Annotated in this window: 21 protein-coding genes; 11 read left to right on the top strand and 10 right to left on the bottom strand. The window is 47.6% G+C overall.

The genetic code is table 11. From position 1 onward, the window contains the following. Positions 1–42: 42 nt before the first annotated feature. The 3 genes from RIF25_RS01895 to RIF25_RS01885 all read right to left on the bottom strand — a co-directional run bounded on the left by RIF25_RS01895 (position 43) and on the right by RIF25_RS01885 (position 5,050). On the bottom strand, positions 43–2,601 hold the full coding sequence (locus RIF25_RS01895) for a glycogen/starch/alpha-glucan phosphorylase (protein WP_322876862.1): 2,559 nt from the start codon (positions 2,599–2,601) through the stop codon (positions 43–45). A 244-nt stretch (positions 2,602–2,845) separates the two neighbouring features. Continuing rightward, the gene (locus RIF25_RS01890) at positions 2,846–3,982 is read right to left on the bottom strand and encodes an ABC transporter permease (protein ID WP_322876861.1); all 1,137 of its coding nucleotides are present in this window, start codon (positions 3,980–3,982) and stop codon (positions 2,846–2,848) included. A 3-nt stretch (positions 3,983–3,985) separates the two neighbouring features. Then, positions 3,986–5,050 (bottom strand): 3-deoxy-7-phosphoheptulonate synthase, encoded by a 1,065-nt coding sequence (locus RIF25_RS01885; RefSeq protein ID WP_322876860.1) that lies wholly within the window; start codon positions 5,048–5,050, stop codon positions 3,986–3,988. 220 nt (positions 5,051–5,270) lie between these two features. Between RIF25_RS01885 and RIF25_RS01880 the strand changes: the two genes are divergently transcribed. From RIF25_RS01880 to RIF25_RS01865, 4 genes are all read left to right on the top strand, one after another. Next, positions 5,271–7,622, top strand: coding sequence for a bifunctional diguanylate cyclase/phosphodiesterase (locus RIF25_RS01880; protein WP_322876859.1), 2,352 nt, complete (start codon positions 5,271–5,273; stop codon positions 7,620–7,622). Continuing rightward, positions 7,609–7,905: a hypothetical protein gene (locus RIF25_RS01875; RefSeq protein WP_322876858.1), complete on the top strand. Its 297-nt coding sequence runs from the start codon at positions 7,609–7,611 to the stop codon at positions 7,903–7,905. Before RIF25_RS01880 ends, RIF25_RS01875 begins: the two co-directional genes overlap by 14 nt. A gap of 77 nt (positions 7,906–7,982) precedes the next feature. Beyond that, positions 7,983–9,374, top strand: coding sequence for an NAD-dependent malic enzyme (locus tag RIF25_RS01870; protein ID WP_322876857.1), 1,392 nt, complete (start codon positions 7,983–7,985; stop codon positions 9,372–9,374). A gap of 77 nt (positions 9,375–9,451) precedes the next feature. Then, positions 9,452–10,033: a Uma2 family endonuclease gene (locus tag RIF25_RS01865; protein WP_322876856.1), complete on the top strand. Its 582-nt coding sequence runs from the start codon at positions 9,452–9,454 to the stop codon at positions 10,031–10,033. 92 nt (positions 10,034–10,125) lie between these two features. Here the strand turns inward: RIF25_RS01865 and RIF25_RS01860 are convergent, their stop codons facing one another. Genes RIF25_RS01860 through RIF25_RS01850 form a run of 3 tightly spaced genes read right to left on the bottom strand, consistent with a single transcriptional unit; the run spans position 10,126 to position 11,599 of the window. After that, a complete protein-coding gene (locus RIF25_RS01860; RefSeq protein WP_322876855.1) occupies positions 10,126–10,533 on the bottom strand; it encodes a phytochelatin synthase family protein in 408 nt (135 codons plus the stop codon). Then, on the bottom strand, positions 10,526–11,116 hold the full coding sequence (locus RIF25_RS01855) for a phytochelatin synthase family protein (protein ID WP_322876854.1): 591 nt from the start codon (positions 11,114–11,116) through the stop codon (positions 10,526–10,528). The genes RIF25_RS01860 and RIF25_RS01855 overlap by 8 nt, the downstream gene beginning before the upstream one ends. 45 nt (positions 11,117–11,161) lie before the next feature. Beyond that, positions 11,162–11,599 (bottom strand): hypothetical protein, encoded by a 438-nt coding sequence (locus tag RIF25_RS01850; protein WP_322876853.1) that lies wholly within the window; start codon positions 11,597–11,599, stop codon positions 11,162–11,164. A 184-nt stretch (positions 11,600–11,783) separates the two neighbouring features. Here RIF25_RS01850 and coaD point away from each other — a divergent pair, with 184 nt between their 5' ends. Both coaD and RIF25_RS01840 read left to right on the top strand, forming a co-directional pair. After that, complete coding sequence (gene coaD, locus RIF25_RS01845) at positions 11,784–12,314, top strand: pantetheine-phosphate adenylyltransferase (RefSeq protein ID WP_322876852.1); 531 nt, start codon at positions 11,784–11,786, stop codon at positions 12,312–12,314. Continuing rightward, positions 12,245–12,901, top strand: a complete 657-nt coding sequence (locus RIF25_RS01840) for an ATP synthase F0 subunit B (protein WP_322876851.1) — start codon at positions 12,245–12,247, stop codon at positions 12,899–12,901. The genes coaD and RIF25_RS01840 overlap by 70 nt, the downstream gene beginning before the upstream one ends. A 48-nt stretch (positions 12,902–12,949) precedes the next feature. Here the strand turns inward: RIF25_RS01840 and RIF25_RS01835 are convergent, their stop codons facing one another. From RIF25_RS01835 to RIF25_RS01820, 4 genes are all read right to left on the bottom strand, one after another. Beyond that, positions 12,950–13,444: a DUF29 domain-containing protein gene (locus tag RIF25_RS01835; protein WP_322876850.1), complete on the bottom strand. Its 495-nt coding sequence runs from the start codon at positions 13,442–13,444 to the stop codon at positions 12,950–12,952. Positions 13,445–13,589: 145 nt separating this feature from the next. Then, a complete protein-coding gene (gene trxB, locus RIF25_RS01830) occupies positions 13,590–14,975 on the bottom strand; it encodes a thioredoxin-disulfide reductase (RefSeq protein WP_322876849.1) in 1,386 nt (461 codons plus the stop codon). Between the two features lie 102 nt (positions 14,976–15,077). Next, positions 15,078–15,239, bottom strand: coding sequence for a DUF1963 domain-containing protein (locus RIF25_RS01825; protein ID WP_322876957.1), 162 nt, complete (start codon positions 15,237–15,239; stop codon positions 15,078–15,080). A 318-nt stretch (positions 15,240–15,557) separates the two neighbouring features. Continuing rightward, the gene (locus tag RIF25_RS01820) at positions 15,558–17,009 is read right to left on the bottom strand and encodes an ATP-binding protein (protein ID WP_322876848.1); all 1,452 of its coding nucleotides are present in this window, start codon (positions 17,007–17,009) and stop codon (positions 15,558–15,560) included. 247 nt (positions 17,010–17,256) lie between these two features. Here RIF25_RS01820 and RIF25_RS01815 point away from each other — a divergent pair, with 247 nt between their 5' ends. The 5 genes from RIF25_RS01815 (at position 17,257) to RIF25_RS01795 (ending at position 22,921) form a co-directional block, all read left to right on the top strand. Then, on the top strand, positions 17,257–18,270 hold the full coding sequence (locus tag RIF25_RS01815; RefSeq protein WP_407682299.1) for a methyltransferase: 1,014 nt from the start codon (positions 17,257–17,259) through the stop codon (positions 18,268–18,270). Next, positions 18,270–19,058, top strand: a complete 789-nt coding sequence (budA, locus tag RIF25_RS01810; protein ID WP_322876846.1) for an acetolactate decarboxylase — start codon at positions 18,270–18,272, stop codon at positions 19,056–19,058. The genes RIF25_RS01815 and budA overlap by 1 nt, the downstream gene beginning before the upstream one ends. A gap of 832 nt (positions 19,059–19,890) precedes the next feature. After that, positions 19,891–20,748, top strand: coding sequence for a nucleotidyltransferase domain-containing protein (locus RIF25_RS01805; protein WP_322876845.1), 858 nt, complete (start codon positions 19,891–19,893; stop codon positions 20,746–20,748). Between the two features lie 211 nt (positions 20,749–20,959). Further along, positions 20,960–21,586 (top strand): hypothetical protein, encoded by a 627-nt coding sequence (locus RIF25_RS01800; RefSeq protein WP_322876844.1) that lies wholly within the window; start codon positions 20,960–20,962, stop codon positions 21,584–21,586. A gap of 396 nt (positions 21,587–21,982) precedes the next feature. Beyond that, positions 21,983–22,921 (top strand): hypothetical protein, encoded by a 939-nt coding sequence (locus RIF25_RS01795; RefSeq protein WP_322876843.1) that lies wholly within the window; start codon positions 21,983–21,985, stop codon positions 22,919–22,921. The last annotated feature ends 188 nt before the right edge of the window (positions 22,922–23,109 follow it).

The following is a 23,109-nucleotide window of genomic DNA, read 5'->3' as shown; positions in this document are numbered from 1 at the left end:
AGGCCCGAGCTCATCAGACCAGGCCCTGTTCATTCAACCCCTCTAAACTCGAGCCGTTAAGGGCGATGGAGCTTGAGGCACATCCAAGGTAATGGACAAGGGTTCGACCCGCCAAATGTCTTGACAGTATTCCCAAATCGTTCGATCTGAGGAGAATTTACCCATCCGGGCCACATTCAAAATTGACATTTTTGTCCAATGGGTTTTGTCTCGAAATGCCGCCGCCGCCTTGGCCTGGCAATCCACATAGGACTGATAATCGGCTAACAGCATATATTCATCGTGGTAGAGCAGGGAATTAACAATCGGTTGGAAAATGCCTGGTTCGCGGGGGTTAAAGTAGTCGCTGATCAGGCTATCAATCACCTTTTTGAGCATTGGGTTACTCAGGTAATAGTCATAGGGGTTATAGCCCTCCGCCTTCAGGCTCATCACTTCTTGGGCCGTTAAGCCAAACAGGAAGAAGTTTTCCGGCCCCGCTTCTTGGCGAATTTCCACGTTAGCCCCATCCAATGTGCCAATGGTTAAGGCCCCGTTGAGGGCAAACTTCATATTCCCAGTCCCGGATGCTTCTTTCCCAGCGGTGGAGACCTGTTCTGAGAGGTCAGCGGCAGGATAGGCCATTTCCCCCAAGGAGACGGAGTAATTATTCAGGAACACGACCTTAATCCGCCCGGCCACATCGGGATCATGGTTGACCATTTCCGCCACCGAGTTAATCAGCTTAATGATCGTTTTGGCCATAAAGTAACCAGGGGCCGCCTTGCCACCAAAAATAAAGGTGCGGGGTTGAATATCAATCGCCGGGTTAGCCTTGATTTGCTCGTAGAGGGTAATGATGTGCAGGACACAGAGGTGCTGGCGTTTGTATTCGTGAATCCGCTTGATCTGAACATCAAAGAGGGAGTAGGGATCCACCTCGATTTGGTTGTTGCGCCAGATGTATTCCGCTAGGCGTTCTTTATTGCTCTGTTTAATTGCCTGCCACCGGGCCTGGAAGGTAGGATTCTCGATTTGGGTTTCCAGTTGCTGCAACTCATCAAGGTGGGTGACCCAATGCTCAGAGCCAAGGGTTTCGGTAATCAGAGTAGCTAGTTGGGGATTGCTCAGGAGTAACCAGCGGCGGGGAGTAATGCCATTGGTTTTGTTTTGGAATTTTTCCGGGTACATCTCATAAAAGTCCCGCAGTAATTCCTGTTTAATCAAGTCCGTATGGAGTTCTGCCACCCCATTGACCGTATGACTGCCGACACAGGCCAGGTGGGCCATGCGAATTTGCTTACCATTCCCTTCTTCCACCAAGGACATCCGGGCTAGACGGGCGGTATTGCCGGGGTATCGCAGACGGATTTCATTCAGGAAGCGATAGTTAATTTCGTAAATAATCTCCAAGTGTCGGGGTAAGAGCCGCCCAAATAGATCCACAGACCAGCGTTCCAAGGCTTCCGAAAGGAGGGTGTGATTGGTATAGGCAAAGGTGCGTTGGGTAATATCCCAGGCCACATCCCAATTTAACTGGTGCTCATCAATCAACAACCGCATCAACTCGGCCACACCAATGGAGGGATGGGTATCGTTGAGTTGGATGGCGGCTTTGTCAGGGAAGGCTTCAAACGTGCTGTGGTTACGCAGGTAGAGACGAATAATATCCTGGAGGGAACAGGCGACAAAGAAATATTGCTGGCGAAGGCGGAGTTCTTTCCCTTGAAGGGTTTGATCCGCTGGATAGAGAACTTTCGAGATGTTTTCGCTAAAGGTTTTGTTGGCTACAGCCTGGGTATAGTCACCCGCATTGAACACCTGCAAGTTAAAATCTTCCCCGGCCCTGGCACTCCAAAGCCGCAGCGTATTCACCGTATTGTTTTTGTAACCGGCCACGGGGGTGTCATAGGGAGTCCCAAACACCGTAGTTTCCGCAATCCAGCGGACCCGATAACGTCCTTGAGCATCTGTAAAGGCTTCAGTGTGACCGCCAAACTTGACTTCGACGTTGTAATCGGGGCGGGCAATTTCCCAAGGATTCCCAAACCGGAGCCAGTTATCAGGAACTTCCTGTTGCCACCCCCCACTAATCTGTTGCTCAAAAATCCCGAATTCGTAGCGAATCCCATAACCAATGGCTGGAATTTCCAGGGTGGCCAAGGAATCGAGGAAACAGGCTGCCAAGCGTCCCAGGCCCCCATTGCCTAAACCAGGTTCTGCCTCCCGATCCATCAGTTCCGTCAGATCCAGGCCAAAGTCGGCCATCGCTTGTTTAGCTTGCTCATAGAGGCCCACGTTGATCAGGTTGTTGAGGAGTAAGCGTCCAATCAAAAATTCTGCCGAGAGGTAATAAACCATTTTGGCATCTTTTTCGTAGTAAGCTTGGGCTGTTTTAATCCGCCGATGGACTAGTCGATCTCGGACTGTGTAGGCCAGGGCCATGTAGTAGTCATAGGCCGTGGCAAAATAGGCATCTTTGCCTTGGATGTAGTGGAGATTATCTAAAAAGGCCCGCTTGAGTGTCCCCACCGTCATTCCCGTCCGATCACTGTCACAGTACATATCCTCATGGGTGAGTTCGGGCCTGGGGGAGTTCCCATTTTGGTTTTGGTTAGTCATGGCAGAATCGGCACTTAACGTAAATACTTAGAATAATCCTAGGCCAGATAACGCAAAAGTACCTGAGATTACCGCTGGCCAAGCTTTAAGAATTGCTTAATATCTGTAATATCTTCCATCTGTAACTCTGGCCAGGCCTGGTGTTGACTAGCTTTTATCCGGTATTATCTCTGCTGGACGCGTTGCGCTAAGATTTAAGATTGTCTTCACCTTTGCCCACGGAATTGTCTGAACCGAGCCTGGATCAGGGGTTTGTATTTTTGGGGTCTAAGGCATCTCGTAAACTATCGCCGACAACATTAAACGACAAAACTGTTAAGACAATCAAAACAGCGGGGGGCCAAATCAGCCAGGGTTGCAGCAGCAGAATTGAGGCATTGGTGGCTAGGGACAGCATATTTCCCCAGGAGGGATCCGGTTGTTGGATACCCAGGCCAATCAGACTGAGAACTGACTCGGCGACAATAAAGTTGGGGATAGCTAAGGTGGCGGCAATGATTACATAGGTGGTGGTTTGGGGCAGAATATGCCGCAGGATGATGTACAGAGAACGGCCCCCCATGGCCACCGCGGCCTGGACATAGGTTTGGGACTTGAGGGAAAGCACTTGCCCCCGAATCACCCGCGCCAGGCCCGCCCAACTGACAAAAGAGGTGATTAAGACAATTAACAAAAATCGCTCGGCACTGCTTAACCCCGCTGGTAACACCGCCGCCAACGCCACTAGTAAGTAAATGGTTGGGATTGTCATCAGCACTTCCACAATGCGCATCAGCCCCACATCCCACCAGCCACCAAAGTAGCCGGAAATCCCCCCCACCAACATCCCCAAGGGAAAGGCCACTGCTACCCCCACCAGGCCAATGCTGAGACTAATCCGGGCCCCAAAAAGTAACCGACTAAATTGATCCCGGGCCTGTTCATCGGTGCCTAAAAGATTGAGAGTGCCTGGGCCGGTCGTACCCAATAAATGCAGTCGAGTTGGAAACCCTGGAATAATCACCCGCGACTCAATTTTCGGATCAGCAAAATTCCACTGGGTTGGCCAAGGCAGACTGATTTGGAGAAACCGATATTCAACCCCCCAAACAAATAAGCGCACTAGGGAAGGGGCTTGTCGGTTAACTCGTAAGGGACGCTCTCCCGTATCTAAGTTGACGGGGCCAAGGGTGGTGGGATAGACATGGGGGCCAATGAACTGTCCTTGGGCGTTGCGCCAATAGATCTGGGTTGGGGGTAACAGCGCGCCCTCGGCCTGGCTGACATAGGGATCATAGGGGGCGACAAAGTCGGCGGCGAGGGCCAAAAGATAAAAGACCAGTAAAACAAGGACTCCCAACTTAGCCAGGGGGTTTTGCCGGAGTCGTTGCCAGGCCTGCATCCCTTAGCGCACCACGAGGGCCTGATTCCGGACGGCCTGGGCTAAATCCTGCAACATCTCAACGGTGGTCGGAAAATCCACGCAGGCATCCGTAATGCTTTGGCCATAGGTGAGTTGGCGTAAATCTGCGGGGATGGCCTGGTGGCCGGCGACCAAATGACTTTCAACCATCACGCCCAAAATATGGCGATTGCCCCGTTGGAGTTGCCCGGCAATGTTCTGAAGGACGGCCACTTGCTTATTGTGATCCTTATCAGCATTCGCATGACTACAATCCACCATGATCCGTTGGGGTAAGCCCTTGTGTTGGAGGAGGGTCGCTGCCATTTCAATATGATCACTAGAATAATTCGGGCCATCTTTACCGCCCCGGAGAACCAAGTGACTATCAGGATTGCCGGTGGTGGTGACAATACTGGCCAGGCCTTGGGCGTTAATCCCCAGAAAATGGTGGGTTTGCTTGGCCGCTAACATGGCGTTGATGGCGGAGTCGAGATGCCCATCGGTGCCATTTTTGAACCCCACTGGCATGGAAAGACCCGAGGCCATTTGACGGTGGGTTTGGCTTTCGGTGGTTCTCGCGCCAATTGCAGTCCAGGCCACCAGGTCGGCAATGTATTGCGGAATGATGGGATCTAATAATTCAGTTGCCGCGGGCATCCCCAGTTCGGCTAAATCAAGTAAGAGTTTCCGAGCCAGTTGCAAGCCCGTGTTGATGTCATAGCTGTCGTCTAGGTGGGGATCGTTAATCAGCCCTTTCCAGCCCACTGAAGTCCGGGGTTTTTCAAAATAGACCCGCATGACAATTTCTAAGGAGTCGGCGAGTTCCTCCCGCAAGGCCTGGAGCTTTTGCCCGTAGTCGTAAGCCGCATTGACATCATGGATTGAGCAGGGGCCAACCACCACGAGGAGGCGATGATCGCGGGCCTTCAAAATCGCCCGGATGCGATCGCGGGTGTCAGCCACAAGGGCCGTAATGGCAGGGGTGGTGGGAAGTTGGCTTAAAACGGTTGCCGGGGCTAACAAAGGACGAGTTTCAACAACGTGGAGATCAGAGGTTTGACGCATGGGGCCGATCAAAGTGGTTTTCTGATCTTAGCAAAGTTTTTTTGCCCTCTAGATTTGATCACGCTTAGTAACATTTCTTACTGGCCTGGACTGAGACCTTGCTAGTTCTTGCTGAGGTGACAGAGGAAATAGTCTTGAGGCATAATAAAGTTAATGAGTCGTTTTTCAATACCTAGCAACTCAAAATTCTATCAAGGCTTTTGCTTGGGGTGGTTCCGCTGTGTCTAAATATTCCCCGGAGTTACAACCCACACCTCCCCCTCAGGCCTGGGATCAGCCTTTAGAGCATCCATCCGTTCAGCCGTCTAATTCTTGTCAGGCATCTGGCATGAATGTAATTTTTATTGATCCTAATCTTCACCAAGCCGCACACCTACAATATCTTCTTGACCAGGCCTGTGATTTGCTGGACTTCTGCCAAGTGGAGCATTACCCCAGTCTTGAAGCCGCTCAGGCCCGTTTAAGCAATCCAACTCCACCTATCCTCTTAATCTTGATCTTACCCCTCAAGAATCCTCAGGTCATCATTAACCAGTTAGATACCATTGCCTCCTGCATTCCCTTAATTCTGATTAGCCCGCCAGAGCATGAATCTTTGGGCCTGGCCTTACTCCATTTTGGTGCCCAAGATTACTTAGTCAATAATGAACTCAGCCCCAGAATCCTTGCTCGCTCGATCTACTATGCCCAAGAACGCCACCGCACTAAACAAGCTCTCTGGCAAAAAGCAGAACAGGAACGCCTTGTCATTCAAATCACCCAGAATATTCATGCTTCCCTAGACCTAGAGACGATTCTCGATACCACTGTCCAGGCAATTCGCCAATTTTTAAAGGCAGATCGGGTTGCGATCTATCGGTTTCGTCCAAATTATTCGGGAACAATGGTGAATGAGGCCGTTATCGCCCCTTGGCCCTCAGTGTTAGGGGATGTGATTCATGATCATTGCTTCTCACAAAACTTTGTTGACCAGTATCAAAATGGGCGTATCCAAGCTTTGGGAAATATCCACACGGCTAAACTGCACCCTTGTCATAAAGAACTCCTCCAGTGTTACGATGTCCAAGCAAATTTAGTCGTTCCGATTGTGGTGGCTGGTAAGCTCTGGGGCCTGATCATTACCCATCAATGTAGCCAACCGCGGGAATGGGCCGCTGAAGAAGTCAATTTAGTCCGCCAACTATCCACCCAAGTCGCGATCGCCATTCACCAGGCCGAACTTTACAGCCAACTCCAGGCCGAACTCAATGAACGCCAAGAACTGGAAAATCGCCTCCGTCACCAGGCCCAGCATGACTCCTTAACCGGACTGCCCAACCGGGATTTATTGTTTTTACGCCTTCAAGAGACGATAGAACGACCCGACAATGCCTATGCCATCCTCTGTTTAGACTTGGATCGCTTCAAAACCATTAACGATAGTCTGGGTCATTCCGTCGGTGATGTTTTTCTCCAGGAAATTGCCCAACGTTTAAAACGTGCCGTCAGTCCCCAGGATTTTGTCGCCCGGATGGCTGGGGATGAATTTGTGATTATCTTGGATCAGCTCCGAGATCAGGCCCAAGCAGAAACCATTGCTCAATATTTAATTGAGCGTCTCGCGATCCCCTTCAAGGCGAATCAATACAATCTCCATACCACTGCCACCATTGGCCTGGTGATGGGCACACCTGACTACCAGAAACCGGAAGAGCTGCTCCGAGATGCAGACACGGCCATGTATCGAGCCAAGGGCCTGGGGAAAAATCGGTATGAAGTGTTTAATTCGCAACTTTACCTCCAAGTCAGCCAACGCCTGAATTTGGAATTGGAAATGTGGCAGGCCGTGGAGCGGGGCGAATTTACCCTCGTCTATCAACCAATTTTCAACCTGAGTACCCAAAAGCTAGTTGGCCTGGAAACCTTGGTACGCTGGCCCCATCCCACCAAAGGCATGATTTCCCCCGCAGACTTTATCCCCATTGCCGAAGAAACCGGACTGATTATTCCCTTGGGGACTTGGGTCTTACAAACCGCCTGTCAACAGTTTCACCTCTGGCGACAAAGCTATCCTTATGAATTTACCGAGGATATTGGCTTGAGCATCAACCTCTCTAGTAAACAGTTTTCCCAGGCCGCCTTAGTTGAGCAGATTTCTAATATTCTCAAGGCGAATAAAGTGCCTGGTTCCTGTCTGAAAGTAGAAATCACCGAAAGTATTTTAATGGAACATCTTCAATCCGCTCGGCAAATGCTCCATGAACTCAAGGCCTTGGGGATTCAAACGGTTATTGATGATTTTGGCACTGGGTACTCTTCCCTCAGTTATTTAAGCCATTTACCCCTAGATAGCATCAAAATTGACCGTTCCTTTATTACATGCATGGAGCAGACCCCAGAAAACTTAGAAGTTGTCCATGCAGTTATTTCCCTCGCCCAAATTCTCAAGTTAGATGTTGTGGCTGAAGGAATCGAAACCGATAGCCAACTGGCAACATTGAAAACCCTCGGCTGCCCCCATGGTCAGGGCTACTGGTATTCCCGTCCTTTACCCCCAGAGTTAGTACCTGCCTTCCTCCGTGAACACAGCTAATAATTCCTGTCCCTTGTTAAACCTAGAATTTTCAGTTTGCATCTTGATTGCCTTTGAAGTCTATACCTCCCGCCCCGATGAACGCCTGAAAAGCATTGAGGAGAAAATTGAGCTTAGATTCCAGGCCTTAGACGAAAAAGTCGATGCTATTAAACCCGAAATCTCAGACTTACGAACTCAACAGCGGGCCACAGATAGCCGGATTCTGACGTTTATTTTCACTGCCTTGGTAGCTACCCCTGGTTTATTGGCTAAGGTTGTATTTTTTGATACCAAAGCCTAAATTCTTTCCACTAAGACTCCCCCAGGCCAAGGGATTGGGTTAAGCTTAATTCGCACTGAACTTAAATCACCACCTCTATGACCGCCCTGACTCCAAACCCCAGTTTTAGCTTGACGATGCGGATTGAGATTCCCCAACAGCCAGGAATGTTAGCCCGAATTCTCCAGGCCATTGCCGAAGTCGGGGGTGATTTAGGACATATCAATTTGGTCAAACATAGCCGAGATTTTACAGTTCGTGATGTTAATGTGGCTGCTGCCAGTACGGAACACGCTGAAGCCATTGTTAATGCCGTCAAAGAGCAAACCCACTGCCGGATTTTGGAAGTTTTTGACCGGACATTTAACCTGCATCAGGGTGGCAAAATTACCGTTACCAGCAAGATTCCCCTCCAAGGCCAAGATGATTTAGCCATGGCCTATACACCAGGGGTAGGTCGGATTTGTACCGCCATTGCCCAAGAGCCAGACCAAGTGCATCGCTTAACCGTCAAGGGGCATATGGTGGCGATTGTGACCGATGGGAGTGCGGTTTTGGGCCTGGGGAATTTGGGGCCAGAGGCCGCGTTACCCGTGATGGAAGGTAAAGCCATGTTGTTTCAAGAGTTTGGGGGCCTGGATGCCTTTCCAATTTGTTTGGATACCCAAGATGTAGATGAAATTGTCCAGGCCGTGAAGCATATTGCGCCGGTCTTTGGGGGCGTTAACTTAGAAGATATTAGCGCGCCCCGTTGCTTTGAAGTGGAAACTCGTCTCAAGCAAGAACTGGATATTCCAATTTTCCATGATGATCAACATGGAACTGCCATTGTCTCCCTAGCGGCGTTATTCAATGCCTTGAAGTTAGTCAATAAAACCCTCTCTCAGGTACGAATTGTTATTAATGGGGCCGGGGCAGCCGGAGTGGCCATTGCCCGATTATTACGCCAGGCCGGGGTGACGGATATTTTCCTCTGTGACTCGAAAGGAATTATTTCCCTAGATCGGACAGATTTAACACCTGGGAAAAAAGAGTTTGCGGTTAAACAGGCTGGAAATTTAGCCCTTGCTATGACTAATGCTGATGTCTTTTTAGGCGTGAGTGCTCCGGGGGTAGTTTCGGTCGAGATGGTCAAATCCATGGCCCCAAATCCAATTGTCTTTGCGATGGCTAACCCGATTCCCGAAATTCAACCAGAACTAGTCCGCGATATTGTTGCCGTTATGGCCACTGGCCGGAGCGATTACCCCAATCAAATTAATAATGTTTTGGCGTTTCCGGGTGTCTTCAAAGGAGCCTTGGGCTGTCGAGCGAAAGCCTTAACCACCGAGATGTTTCTCCAGGCCGCCCAAGCCATTGCCGAATTGGTGACTCCCAGCGAACTGAACCGGGAATTTATTGTCCCCTCTGTCTTTGATCGGCGGGTGGCTCCAGCAGTGGCGGCAGCGGTAGAACATTGTGCCAGACATCAAGGCCTGGCCCGGATATAGAGGATTCCTCCGCAACAGTGTTAGGGTAGGGATGCGCTGTAACTGATTTAATCTGATTCAATGCAGTGAGGCATTCAATGATCCAAACTGTTCTAGAACCCAATCATTTAGGAATTGCCCCAGGTCAGCGACTGAATGCAGCGGAATTTTATCAACTTTGTATGACATATCCCGATCAATCCCTGGAGTTGACTGCCAATGGAGAGTTAATCATCGTGTCACCTGTCGGGGGAATTGGGGGAGCGCAAGAAGCTAGTTTGATTGGGCAAGTTTGGGCCTGGAACGCAACTAAAAAATTAGGCCAGGTCTTTAGTTCTTCTACTATTTTTAGACTGCCCAATGGTGCTCACCGCTCACCGGATGTGGCCTGGGTGAAACTAGGGCGTTGGCAAACTTTAACAGAGATTGAACGTCAGAAATTTCCCCCCCTTTGTCCTGATTTTGTGATTGAGTTGCGGTCTCCCTCTGATCGTTTAATCGTGCTTCAAGAGAAAATGCAGGAGTATTTGGCGAATGGGTGTCACTTGGCCTGGTTGATTGATCTGCAAAACCAACAGATCGAAATTTATCGCCCAGGCCTGGCCTGTGAAACTCAGTCTTTACCCACACGTTTAGAAGGTGGTGAACTGTTGCCCGGCCTGGTCATGACAATAAATTAATGGAGTTGTGGACAGTGGTGTGGACAGTTAGAGGCTATTTTTCATTGTGCAAGACATCAAGGCCTGGCCTGGATTTAAAGCTTTGAGGATCCTTAGTTCTTGGGGTTTGGCTCTCGGTTGTGAATGACTAAAAACCCCCGAGATTTTCCTGAGACTGGATCAATGGTTTGCATAGCTTGCCAAAGGGCCTGGACAGAAACCCAGATCGGCGGATATTTGTAACGGGCTACATCTAAGATCAACACCTGATCCTGCTCGGCATGATAGGCGGCTAACGGTGAAATATGTCCCCCTGTTTCCTGACCAATACTGGAGCGTAAATAATTCACCAAGATGTATTGATTAGCCTTTCCTAGGGATATGCCCAGAATTTGCCGAAATTCCGCCAGGCCCAGATCAGATCCGTAATATTGCTCTACCGTAACGGGATAGGTTTGTAAGAGTGCGGCCAACTGGGATAGGGTTAACCCCTGGCGAGCAATCAGATACCGATCAATCACCGCCTCGGTTTGGGGTGTAAAAAAATTGTCTTGGTTGAGATAGCCCCGTTGCCAGGCCGGTGTATCCGCAGTTTTGACATCCTCCCCGCCCTGTAGCTTGCGTGTAAAGCAGGGCTAGGATTCCTTGGATCGCCGGGAGTCCAATGACTTTACCCTCACCAAGAGTTCTTTGCGAGATGCCCTCCCGCTGTTGTTTGCCCTGATCCTCCAGGTTCCTCCACTCTACGGTGCGAGACTCTGGCGATGTGGCGGATTTCCTGTCCCGATTATAACAAAGCCGCCCTAAAGTGCGGGGCTTGCATCCCATTTCTTTGGTCACTCCCAGAGCATTTAAGACCATGACACTACTAGCCACACCACAGTAGGCCGGGTTAATTTGGGTCACAAAGTGACTGATCAGCAGCAAAACATCGGCCTTGGCTTGGCTGGTTTCCAGTAATGATTCGCCAGTTCTAGACGTTAAAGAGGTGAGTCCGGCTTCTAAGGGTAAGGTTTGTCCCCAGGCCGGTGTGCCTAGCCAAATTTGACCCAAGCCCAACATCAGGAAGGTCGAGACCCCCAACCCCTTGATCAGAAGATTCAAAATTATTTCACCCCCCTTGAACATCCTCTTTCGCCGGTATCTGGGCTACATTTCTGTGGCTGTGGGGGGGCTAAAGAGTCCTAGAATTTGCTCACAGATTTGACGGATTTGTGACTGTACCGGGGCCTGGGGGAGATTCTCGCCGATGATTTGCCAATTGCCCACAGTCGAAAGTCGCCATTGTTCCCCCTGGAAACTTAAACCCACCGCTTCGACCCCAATGGCCCGCTGTTCCTCAGAGATTGGATCTCGAAACAAGCGAATTTGGAGCAAAAGACTGCGGGCCTGGCAACGGCGACTCCACCCAGGAAGATGGAAGGCTAAATCAATAGAGTCGGGATCAACTAATTCTCTTGTACTGGGGTCATTGGCCCAAGGCTTCAAATCCACCTTCATATCGGGAAACTCCTGTTTGACCAAATTCACTACTGCCGCAATTTTGGTCGTCATGGAAAGCCCCACGGCTTGTTCGGCTGCATTCATGCATTGGTCTCCTCGCCCAGACTTGTCAGTGATTTTAACAAGGTTCGCCAAAAAAGGTTGCATCCCCCAGTCATACCGATGATGAACCCCAGCCCGAGGATCAGTGGCCATCAGGTCAAAAACCAGCGTGGGGGAGATAAACCCTATAATCAGCCCTATGTTTTCTCGTTTTTGATAAATCTCCATGATTGCAATTTATCCGGGTAGTTTTGATCCCATCACCCTCGGCCACTTGGATGTGATTCAACGGGGCTGTCGGTTGTTTGAGCGGGTGATTGTGGCTGTTTCCCGAAATTTACAAAAACAGCCGTTGTTTACTGTAGAAGAACGGATTGAGCAAATTCGCACCTGCACTGAGCATCTCAGCAATGTGGACGTGGATACCTTTGATGGCTTAACCGTGACCTATGCCCAAATCCAGGGGGCGAAAGTTTTGTTAAGAGGATTACGGGTTTTGTCTGATTTTGAGTACGAGTTGCAAATGGCCCATACTAATAAGAGTTTATGGCCGGAGGTGGAAACAGTTTTTCTGACCACATCCAATGAATATAGTTTTTTAAGTAGTAGCCTCGTCAAAGAAATTGCTCGCTTTGGTGGCAGCGTTACTCATCTGGTTCCCCCCAATGTTGTTCAGGACTTAGGACGATGTTTCAACCCAACCCCACCAGTCAACCCACCGACAACCGCCCCATTGATAATCGCGGAGTCCCGATGATTCCGACCACCTCCCCCGCTGATTTACCGCTGTTGCAACAACTCCGGGAATTGGAAGAGTTGCTGATTATGGAAGGGGTGAAAATTCCCTTAACTGGTCGTAAAATCATCGCCGAGGAAGAGATTCTCCATCACCTCGAAGAAATTGAGAAAAAAATCCCCGAAACAGTGCTCACAGCCGAGCGAATCTTGGCCAAACGAGATGAAATCATTAGCCAGGCCCAGAATTTTTCCCAGGATATTATCCAAAAAGCCGAGCGGAAAGCGGCTCAAATTGCTGATGAGTTGCGGATTGTCCAACAGGCGGAAATGGAAGCTCAGAAAATTCGGGAAAATGTCCAACGGGAAGTGGAGGCTCTCCGGCAACGGACTGTGGATGATCTTAATCGGATGCGACAACAGACTGAACAGGAAATTTATCAGTTACGTCACCGGGCCGAAGCAGATGCTCAACAAACCCAAACCGATGCCGATGCCTATGCCTATAAAGTCTTAGGGGATATGGAAAATCAATTTTTGGAAATGCTGCGGGTGGTTCGCAATGGCCGCCAACATCTCCAACACCAAGCCCCCCGTCATAAGCACTAAGAAGTGACTACACCTAGCTCAGCGAGTTGGCCCCAGAAATAGGCGGATTCACTCAATGATAAAAAAGTACCGTAGAGCTTCCGGGTAATTGCCTGTGATCAGCTCCAAAACATCATAGGGACATTGAGATGGAAGGGGCAATCGGGTTTCGACAGAGGCCTCTTTCACAGCTTGAGCGTACCACTTGTTCGCATTCTCCTGTAAATATCCGTGCAAACTGGGGGAATCCTCTAGGGCATCGGCAATCTGACCTAAGCCATTAACCACGCTCGAGATCCAACTGTTGTGATACTCCCTGGCCTGGGGCTGGGCTTCTAACTTCAGTAAGTGCATTATCACCCGAACCCACTGAAATTTCAGTGCATGGCGTTCTGAGTGTCCCAAACTTTCCACCTCCTCAATGAATGCCTCTACGTCCAGGCCGGCAAAGTTACCCGCACGCAAATGTTTGGCGGTCTCTTTCACCCAGGCCTGATAATCAGTTTGATATAAAGTTTGATTTGGGATTGTTTTGATCGTTTCGACCTCTAGGCCCACAACCACTCTAATATTTCTAAAGAGTCATGAACTAAGTATTCCCAGGCCTGAACATAACAACTAATTAAAGTGCCGATAGCATTACAGATGGGTCATTGATCTCCATTTCCATAATCCTATCTGGCACAATTTAGTTAAGGTGGGGGTTGGTTTAGCTGAGATAGTGCTGAATGGTTTCCCGGTATTTGCTTTTCGGTTTCATCCCAACCAATTGCTCTACCAATTCCTTATCTTTGAACAGTTGAATCGTGGGTGTGCTGGTCACGCCGGCCTGTTGGGCAATATTACTATCCACCGTGATGTCAATTTCAATCAGGTGCATTTTCCCGGCAAACTCATCAGCAACCCGATCCAAAATGGGCTTGAGGGTATGGCAGGGGCCACAGGTGGGAGAGACATACTTGACCATCAACAGGCGATCACTGTCATGGAAGAGTTTCCGCAGGGCATAGCCGCCATACTGTTTAGTTGCTTCTGGATCGAAGGTGGCTTCAGTGGTCGCAGGGGTCGCTTCTTTGACTTCGACTTCGTAGTGGGCCTCGGGGTTGGCCTGGTGGAACTCCTGAATCAAATCATGGGCCGATAACCACCGTTCTGCTTCTAGGGCCGCCATACATCCACTTCCGGCTGCGGTAATGGCCTGGCGATATTCATGATCTTGGACATCTCCAGCGGCAAAGACTCCGGCGAGACTGGTTTCGGCTTTACCAGGATGGGTGATCACATAGCCGACTTCATCTAAATCCAATTGCCCTTGGAATAGCTCGGTATTAGGTTTGTGACCAATGGCATAGAACAGTCCCTTGGCGGGGATTTTCCGTTCTTCCCCTGTGACCGTATCTTTGACCACCAGGCCCTGCATTAAATTCCCATCCCCATAGACTTCTACCCCAACCGTATTTCGATGTACTGTCACTTTCGGATTCGCCAAGACCCGATCTTGCATCGCTTTACTAGCCCGCATTTTCTCAGTCCGAATTAGTAAATGAACGTGGGACGCGTATTTGGTCAGGTAAACGGCTTCTTCGGCAGCACTATCTCCACCCCCAATTACAATCAGTTCCCCATCTCGGAAAATCGGCGTGGCCCCATCGCAAATAGCACAGGCCGAAATTCCCTTTGTCCAATATTCCGTTTCTCCAGGCAGTCCCAGCCGTTTAGCAGTGGCTCCGGTGGCAATAATCACACTGTTTGCTCTAACTTGCCGTTCAGCAGAGGTAATCACAAAGGGGCGTTGATTCAAATCCACATGGGTGACATCTTCTGTGACCATTTCTGTGCCCCAGCGAATGGCCTGGTCTTTCATCCGTTGCATCAGTTCCGGGCCTTGTAAGCCTTCGGGGAAGCCAGGAAAATTCTCAACCTCAGTCGTCGTCATCAGTTGTCCGCCTGGGAGTCCCCCGGCCTGGAACCCCTCAAACATAAAAGGTTTTAGGTTCGCCCGCGCCGCATAAATTGCCGCTGTATATCCCGCCGGGCCAGAGCCAATAATCACCACGTTTTCAATGGGATTGGGGGTGTTGGTTGTACTGTCCATGATTTTAATCCAAACTCGTAATGATTCCGCTTAAGCCTAATTTGATTGTAAAGGATTTGTAATGCCTCTGCAAGGGTGTGGCTGATCCAAAAATTACGGAGTCTAGCTGCATTGGAGGATCATCCAGGCCTGGTCAAAGTTTTGGGCTTGAATATCGCTCTCTCGACACCAAAAATAGAGCCGCCCCATATCCCCCCACATCATTGTCGCATTATCATCAGAGTCCAATTGGAACAGGAGTTGCCATTCCGTTGCGCCAGGAATAGGTTTCTCTTTCGGGATTGGTTAGTTGGAGGCTTTGGATGGCGATGGCATCAAGGGGGGTAAGGTGAGGATTTCTGAGAAGCTCAAGGCACAGGGAGAATAAGTCTCCTCTTGCAGTTCTGGGGTTGGCAGGTCGCAAGGATGGAGTGGTTGACTGGCCGAGTCAAGGCTTTCAAAGCATCAGCTACTCGGGCTAATTGGGGATTCCCTAAACCATTGATAATCGTTGCAGACATGGGTTAAAAATCGGATTGGGGGCCTGGGTTACTCACTATAATTTACCTGACATTTTCAGCTACTATACTGCGAATATTGTAGTCAATAGATACTTTTTTCCTGGATATAATACAAAATATTTACACCAAGAGTATATGTGTAAAGGCTAGCTGGCATGAATTGAAACTCAACATCTTTATACAGAATGCTCTTATCTGTTATGGTGCGGCTAGTGACCATGATAGGCTGAGATATTTCAGGGTTTCTGTTGGCAAATTCAAGGCAATTATCTAGTTCCGATCTTAATCGATAAGGCCGGTCACTCCACTTAACTTCCACAATCCATGATGGAGTCTGTGAGACAGTATCTAAGTGAACAATATCAATCTCTCCTGAACTCCAGCGAGCATAGAAAAGTTCAATAACTCTGTCATGCTGCCACTGGCTAAAAATGGCTGTTTCTGTCATTGATCCCATTGGCTCAGATTGTGCATTAAGTTGTCCAAAAAGTGCCGCTCGCATCGATGGATTCGTTAAATACACCTTGAAGCATACTGCCCGCTTAAATCTCTTAGCATTTTGGTCAATTCTCTCAACTCGCCGAATCAGGAACGCCGCCTCAAGATATTCCAGATAACGTCTAATCGTGTTTTTGGCCACGCCCGATGATTTTGATAATGCTTCTAAACTCACCTCATTGCCAGAGTTATAGGCCAGAGTCGTAAAAAGCCGATTTAGTTCTTGGATGTCACTGATGCCATATAAACTTGGTAGATCACGCAAGAGAACTTTATCAATAATGTCGCTTTTGATATATTGACTGGGATTTTTCCGAATCGTTTCCGAAAAAACTGCTTCTGGATATCCGCCAAAATTAATGTAGTTCACAAATTCTTGATTGAGTGCCTCAATATTGGGGGCAGTATAGGCCCACTGTTTGAGTCCATCAATTTCGATTGGGGTTGCTGTGATTAACTCAGCTTCTCGGCCAATGAACATCAAATACTCGGCAAATGTCAAAGGTGGCAGAATATAATCACTAAATCGACCGGCTCCAGATTCATTACTCTTGAGCCGCAATGCCGCTGCTGCCGAACCCGTTGCCACAAAACGATAGTGAACAAATGAATCTACCAGGGACTTGAGATGGACTTCCCAATTGGGTAAATATTGAATCTCATCAAAAAACACAAATAGTGTGGCATCACGCCCATGGCCAAATAGCTCTTGAAAGTAATTCAGAATGCTTTCTAGCCGAAGTCCAGTGTAAATTGGGGTTTCTAGAGAGACATAGAGAATGCTCTTAGGATCAATGTCAGAGTCTAGGAGGGTGCGAATACTGTGATAGACCATGACTGTTTTACCCACCCGTCGTGGCCCCATCAAAACAATGGCCCGCCGGACACTCATCTCTAAAATGCTCTGATAAAACGGTTGAAAGTACTTTCGCCGGGGCGTATCCTCGTAAATAATCTTGCCGTTGCGTCCCTCGTCCCACCAGGGATTATCAAACCGCAAGCGAGATAGGATATCCTCTTTGGCAATTTCCAGCATGGGGCCTATAAGATTAAATGACTAATCTTATTTTAACTTGCAGCCCTATTAAATTTAATTAAGCAATAAGAAGCAACTCTTAATTAAGAGTATCTCTTCCCTGCTATAAACCAGCAAAAATGCTCTTATTGAGTCCATCTTGTATCAATCACCAAAGGTCTTTAGGATACTCTTAAGCCACTCTTTTGAAGCCACAATCATGACACCAGCAACGCCACCTGAGACTTTATCCACCCTGGCAGAGTCTATGGCCTCCCCAACGCCGCAAATGGTTTTGATGCAAATGATCACCGGATATTGGGTATCCCAGGCCATCTTTGCTGCGGCCAAACTGGGGATTGCGGATCATTTAAACACGGGTGAAAAGAATTGTGCAGAACTAGCGGCTACTACTGGATCTAATGAATCATCCCTCTACCGTTTGCTGCGAGCCTTGGCCAGTGTCGGTATCTTTGCAGAAACAAAACCCAATACTTTTACCCTGACTCCCTTGGCTAGCTTTCTCTGTAGTAATGTCCCTGGTTCAGTCCGGGATGTCTCGATCATGATGGGGGATCAGGAACACTATGGCAGTTGGGGCAACATTCTCCATGCAATTAAAACAGGCGATAGTAGTTTTCAAGACCTTTTCGGCATGAATATCTTTGAGTATTACGGTCGCAACCCTGAAGCTGCCAACATCTTTGACCGCGCCATGACCAGTTTCTCTAGCCTGGAAATTGCCGGAGTGATCGCAGACTATGATTTTTCTGGTATTCATAGCATAGTTGATGTAGCCGGCGGGCAAGGCAGTTTACTCACCGCTATTCTCCAAGCCAATCCCACCATGACTGGGACTTTATTTGATCTGCCCGACGTGATTGAACGCGCTAAACCTGCCATTGCCAATAGTGCAGTCAAGGCCCGATGTCAGTTAGTGAGTGGCAGCTTTTTTGAATCAGTCCCAGCCGGAGCGGAAGCCTATATTCTCAAACACATCATTCATGATTGGGATGATCAACGGGCTATTGCGATTCTCCAACACTGTCACCAGGCCATGGTTGCTAACGGTAAAGTTTTGGTGGTGGAGCAAGTCATTCCCCCCGGCAATGATCCCTTTATTGGCAAGTTCCTTGATGTGAATATGCTAGTCATGTGCCCCGGTGGGAAAGAACGCACGGCTGAAGAATTCCAGGCCCTGTTTGCCCAAGCCGGATTCAACTTAACTCGGATTGTTCCCACCCACGGCATTGTGAGCGTTATTGAAGGGATGCGACTGTGATGAATTCTTGCTCTTCCATTTCCGCCAAATTACTCCGACCTTTGCGCTGGGGATTGTGGTTAGGTATTTTCCTGGCGGTTTGCGTCCCTCTGGTGGCCTTAGGTGCAGCGAATCCAGTCAGTCGGGGATTTCAAATTTCCACTTTAGATGCTCTAAGTGCCGGGGTGTTTGAGGGGGCAATGAGTTTTCGAGAGTTACGTCAGTATGGGAATTTTGGCTTAGGTACTTTTGCCGGCCTGGATGGGGAAATGATTGGCCTGGACAATCGGTTTTACCAAGTCAAACATGATGGCGCAGTTTTCCCTGTCAGTGATCAAAGCCAGACTCCCTTTGCGGTTGTCACCCAATTTAAGCCTACCCAAAAAATTCTCCTGCCCGGCACTTTTACCTACACCGAGTTACAAACGGCCTTAGATCAAAAATTACCCAGTCTTAACTATCCCTATGCCCTGAAGATTCACGGTCAATTTCCCCAGTTAGAACTGCGAAGCGTCCCAGGCCAAGTGCCACCCTACCCAACCCTAGGGGCCGTCGTCAAACAGCAAACGGTATTTAATTTTCAGCAAGTTTCCGCCACCCTAGTTGGCTTTCGCCTCCCCCAAAATATGCAGGGGATCAATGCGGCTGGCTATCATTTTCATGGCTTAACCCAAGATAAAAAAGGGGGCGGGCATCTCTTGGCGGGAATATTTCGGAATCCAATTGTTCAAGTCCAACTGATTCAGGATTGGCACACTTCATTTCCAGATACTGCGGCCTTTGCCCAATCCCCTGCCCCAATTCCCTAGCTCAAGACCGGAATGGAAGATCAGAGAATTCATGCGGAAGTCTCAAGCAGTCAGTTCGGAACAACCTCAGTGAATAGAGTCGCAACACACGGCAGGGAGTACGAGGCAATCGGGATTGAGTATCAGAAATACTACTTTGACGACCAGACAGGTGGTTATGTACTAATTCATGAGGGGCATAATCAAGGGCCGGGTTTTGAAGCAAAAGTTTTGGTTGCCCATTCTATGCTCGGCAGGGTGAACAAGTTATTCTGTTAAATGAGCAGATTCCTGATGGAGTGAGGCCACCCGATGCTGAAGTTAGTGGTGAAATCCACGAGATAAAGCAACTCACTCAGCAAACAAAACGGATTCAAAACAGAGTCCAGGAGGGCATCGGTGCCGCTAGAGCCAAAGGAGCTATAGTAAACAGTAATGATTTGTGAGGTTGAATGTGTATTTGTTTTTCCCAAAATTCTATTTGAGTCTAGTCCCACGGAAGGGATAGCCCGTCCCTAAGCTGGTGATAATCAATCATTCTCACAAATGAAGACAGATTACTATAATATCTGAAGATTTAAATTCAACAAAAATTAACTAAGTAGAGGGAAATTTCTACCTAATCATACTAATTTGGGGTGTTATGCGGAAATTTTCTGCTTTTTAGTCTCTATAGGTTACTTAGGAAGAAACTTGACATTCAGCCTAAACACCATAAAGCTACTTTTAGACAGAATTTTTCCGCCTAATACCTAGTTGTGCGGCTTAGATATTGGTGGGGGTGTTATTTGAAGCTTGTCAGTTAGCATCGAATGTGAGATTGTTTTGAACTGGTGGCGAAAATGGAGCCAACATGAATCAGCAATTGCCTCAGTTCATCCACTGCGTTGTCGATCGCTTGAAGTCAGTTCAGGGAATTGCAGCGATCGCTCTAGGTGGTTCAAGGGCACGAGGCAACCATACACAGAAGTCAGATGTGGATCTAGGAATTTATTACAAGCCAGAGAATCCACTTGGTTTAGTTGCGCTAAATCAGCTTGCCGCTGAACTTGACGACACCCATCGCCAAAATTTAATCACCCCAATTGGTGAATGGGGAAAATGGATTAATGGCGGTGGTTGGCTACAGGTAGAAGGTGTACCTGTAGATTTTCTCTATCGTGATGTGGCTCAGGTTAGCCGTGTCATTGATGATTGCCATGCTGGGCAAATTACGATTGATTACCAACCTGGGCATCCCCACGGCTTTGTATCCTCTATTTACATGGGTGAAGTTGCAATTTGTTTGCCACTTCACGATCCGCAGAGCGTTTTGGACGCTTTAAAGGCTAGGACAACTCCCTATCCAATTCAGCTTAAACAAGCAACAATTAATAAGTTTGCCTGGGAAATTAGTTTTTCACTGTTCATTGCGGGAAAGGCTGTTGCACGTGAGGATGTTGCCTATGCAGCAGGTTGTTGTTTCCGCAGCGTGGCTTGTATGAATCAGGTATTATTTGCACTCAATGAAGAGTACTTATTGAATGAGAAAGGCGCGGTGGCAGTTGCCAAAAGTTTTGCGCTGTGTCCACGAGACTATCAACAACGAGTTGAGTCAGTGTTTGCTTTGTTAGCTGTTGATGCAAAATCAATCCTGAATGCGATCGCCATCCTTGAGGAAATTGAGCAGGATTTGAGTCAATGGTATGGAGATCGTCGGTTAGTCATGTAAAGTCTAAAGGGCTAGTAATGCCGCACAACAACGCCCATGCACACCGACCGCCGAGAGTTGATCGGTTGTGATGCAAAGGTTATCTGCGGCGGGTGATGGGCAACGTTAGGCCCAAGAGCTAAAGCTATTGTTTTTTCAATGCAAGGTTTGTTCGTGGGGCGATCGAGCTTTAGACATTAAGCTTCATACTTTTTGACGAGTGAGGATAAAGATGTCAGATCAATTGGGAGACTCCCTTACAGAGACACTTGCTGAGTCTGAACTTAGTGATCTCAGTTCTGAGATCGCCGAAGTTGCTCTAGATTCATTTCTTCAAGATGGATTTCTCAAAGATTTACCTGTAATTAATATCATTACTGGGTTGTGGAAAACCGGAGTAACTGTCAGAGATTTCTTGCTAACCAAAAAGCTTATCTATTTCTTAAACGAGATTCAAGATATTCCTGCTGAACGTCGAAAGAGAATGCTTGCGAATCTAGAAAGAGATAAAGAATTTAGAGGAAAAGTTGGTGATAATCTTATGCTACTAATAGATCGCTTAGATTCACTAGGCAAAGCAAGGTTTTTGGGAAAAGCTTTTCGAGCATATGTAAATGAAAGTTTTGATTCATCTCATTTTTGGGATTTGGCTCTAATTATTGATCGTCTTCCTTCTCATTACATTCAAAAGATTAGAGACTGGCAAAGTTTAGCAATCCCATCCCTAAGTAGTATTGAGCATCAGTTGTATTTGTCGGTCGGTGTTGGAATCTTTGACATTAGAGTATCAGGATCAGTTTTCGGGTGGAATGAAGAGATATGTGAATTATTATGCAACTATATTTTGAACAACGATTAGATGCCATGTTGCGTTTTTTGGTGAAGGTTGGTAAGTTTCCTCTTTGTGAATCACAGTTTGCCCAGTCCAGCTTTGCCATGCCTAACACGTTGGTGCAGCGGACGGTATGAAGATCTCTCGTTTACAGCCTATTTTTTTCACCGCCGCTGACCATTGCCGTTCGACCGCTTAAGTTACCTGTCGGGGTGCATCCGAAAAGCTATCTGTGAGATGCGATCACTACCAAGCTGTTTTTGCCGGAGCGTTAAAATATCAGGGCTGTTTCATTCTCACGAGATTGATTAAGACCCAATCTAAGACTCCTTTTGTTGCTTGGTTTTCAGATTCCTCATTGGCTAGTAGAATTAGCAGAACTAGCAGAATGAAATAGCCCTGGTTAAAATATATGAAGAATACATGCAAAGTTCGAGACTAATGCTGTACCAAATAACCGTCAAAGTTGATTCTGATTCTATTTACCATCAACCATATAGATTAGAAGTTGAGCACTTTATTCTCGACGTAATGCTTGGTCAAAGTAAAGTGGTAGAAGCTCTGAATATTGCTTTAAGAGTAAAGAATTACCAAGACTTTCTACCTGAAGTTAGCTCAGACATAGAAAGTCGAATTACTCAAATAAAATTGCGGGATTCATCATTGTCATTTTTTCTAATCGACCTCGCACAGCATATCGAATCTCTCGGTAGTTTTTGGTTTGGGATCAAAAAAATCTATTGGGAAAGCCCTAAAAGGGTATGGGTGGCTGAAACACCACAAGAAGAGAGGGATTTAGGGCTTATAACAAATGACTTCCAGCGAGAGTCTCATGAGAATAAATGCTATCGACAAATGGCTCCAGAAATGCTGGAATCTTTGATAAAAAATCGTCAGCTTCATCGAAATCTAGTTTTGCCAATGTCCTTTTATCGAGAAGGATGTAATGAGTTTAGCTCAAGAAGATATACAAGTTCCTTCATTAATTTCTACTTCTATCTAGATGATTTGTATGGTCAAGGTAAAACAAAAAATAAAGAGGTAGAAAACCTATTTAAGTCGTCAGAGCATATTAGAAAGGCTTTTGAAGAAGCAATACGTTTCTTTCAAGATGAAGAAAATTCTGAAAATTGGGAGGAGTTGAAAGAATTTCTGGAGATGGAAAAGAAAGCCTTTAGTGTTGATGGGCTAATTGAACTGATTGTACAAATACGTGGCAACCTATCACATTTTTCTCAGAAGAGTTCTAAGAAGAAGGGACATCCCTTGAATCAGAGAGACTTCAGAAGTGTGGCATTGTTAATGAAATCAATTTGCATATTTACATTCACAGAGCTTACAACTGGCGAGCAACCAAAATAGTAAAATGCAGTAGTTGGCGCAGTCGAACAACCGTGTTGCAGCGGACAGTATGGAGATATTGGTCGTGATGCTAAGGTTGCTAGCCGCCTCTGAACACGACCGTTGGGCTGCTTAGTCTTTCGGTGTTGGCAGTACATCCAATTTTTTGTCAGTGTCAAAGCCGACGCGATTTTAGAAATGTCACAATG

The sequence above is a fragment of the Pseudocalidococcus azoricus BACA0444 genome (assembly GCF_031729055.1).
In the GTDB taxonomy this organism is placed as follows: Bacteria; Cyanobacteriota; Cyanobacteriia; order Thermosynechococcales; family Thermosynechococcaceae; genus Pseudocalidococcus; species Pseudocalidococcus azoricus.
This window is presented reverse-complemented; position numbering and strand designations above follow the sequence as displayed.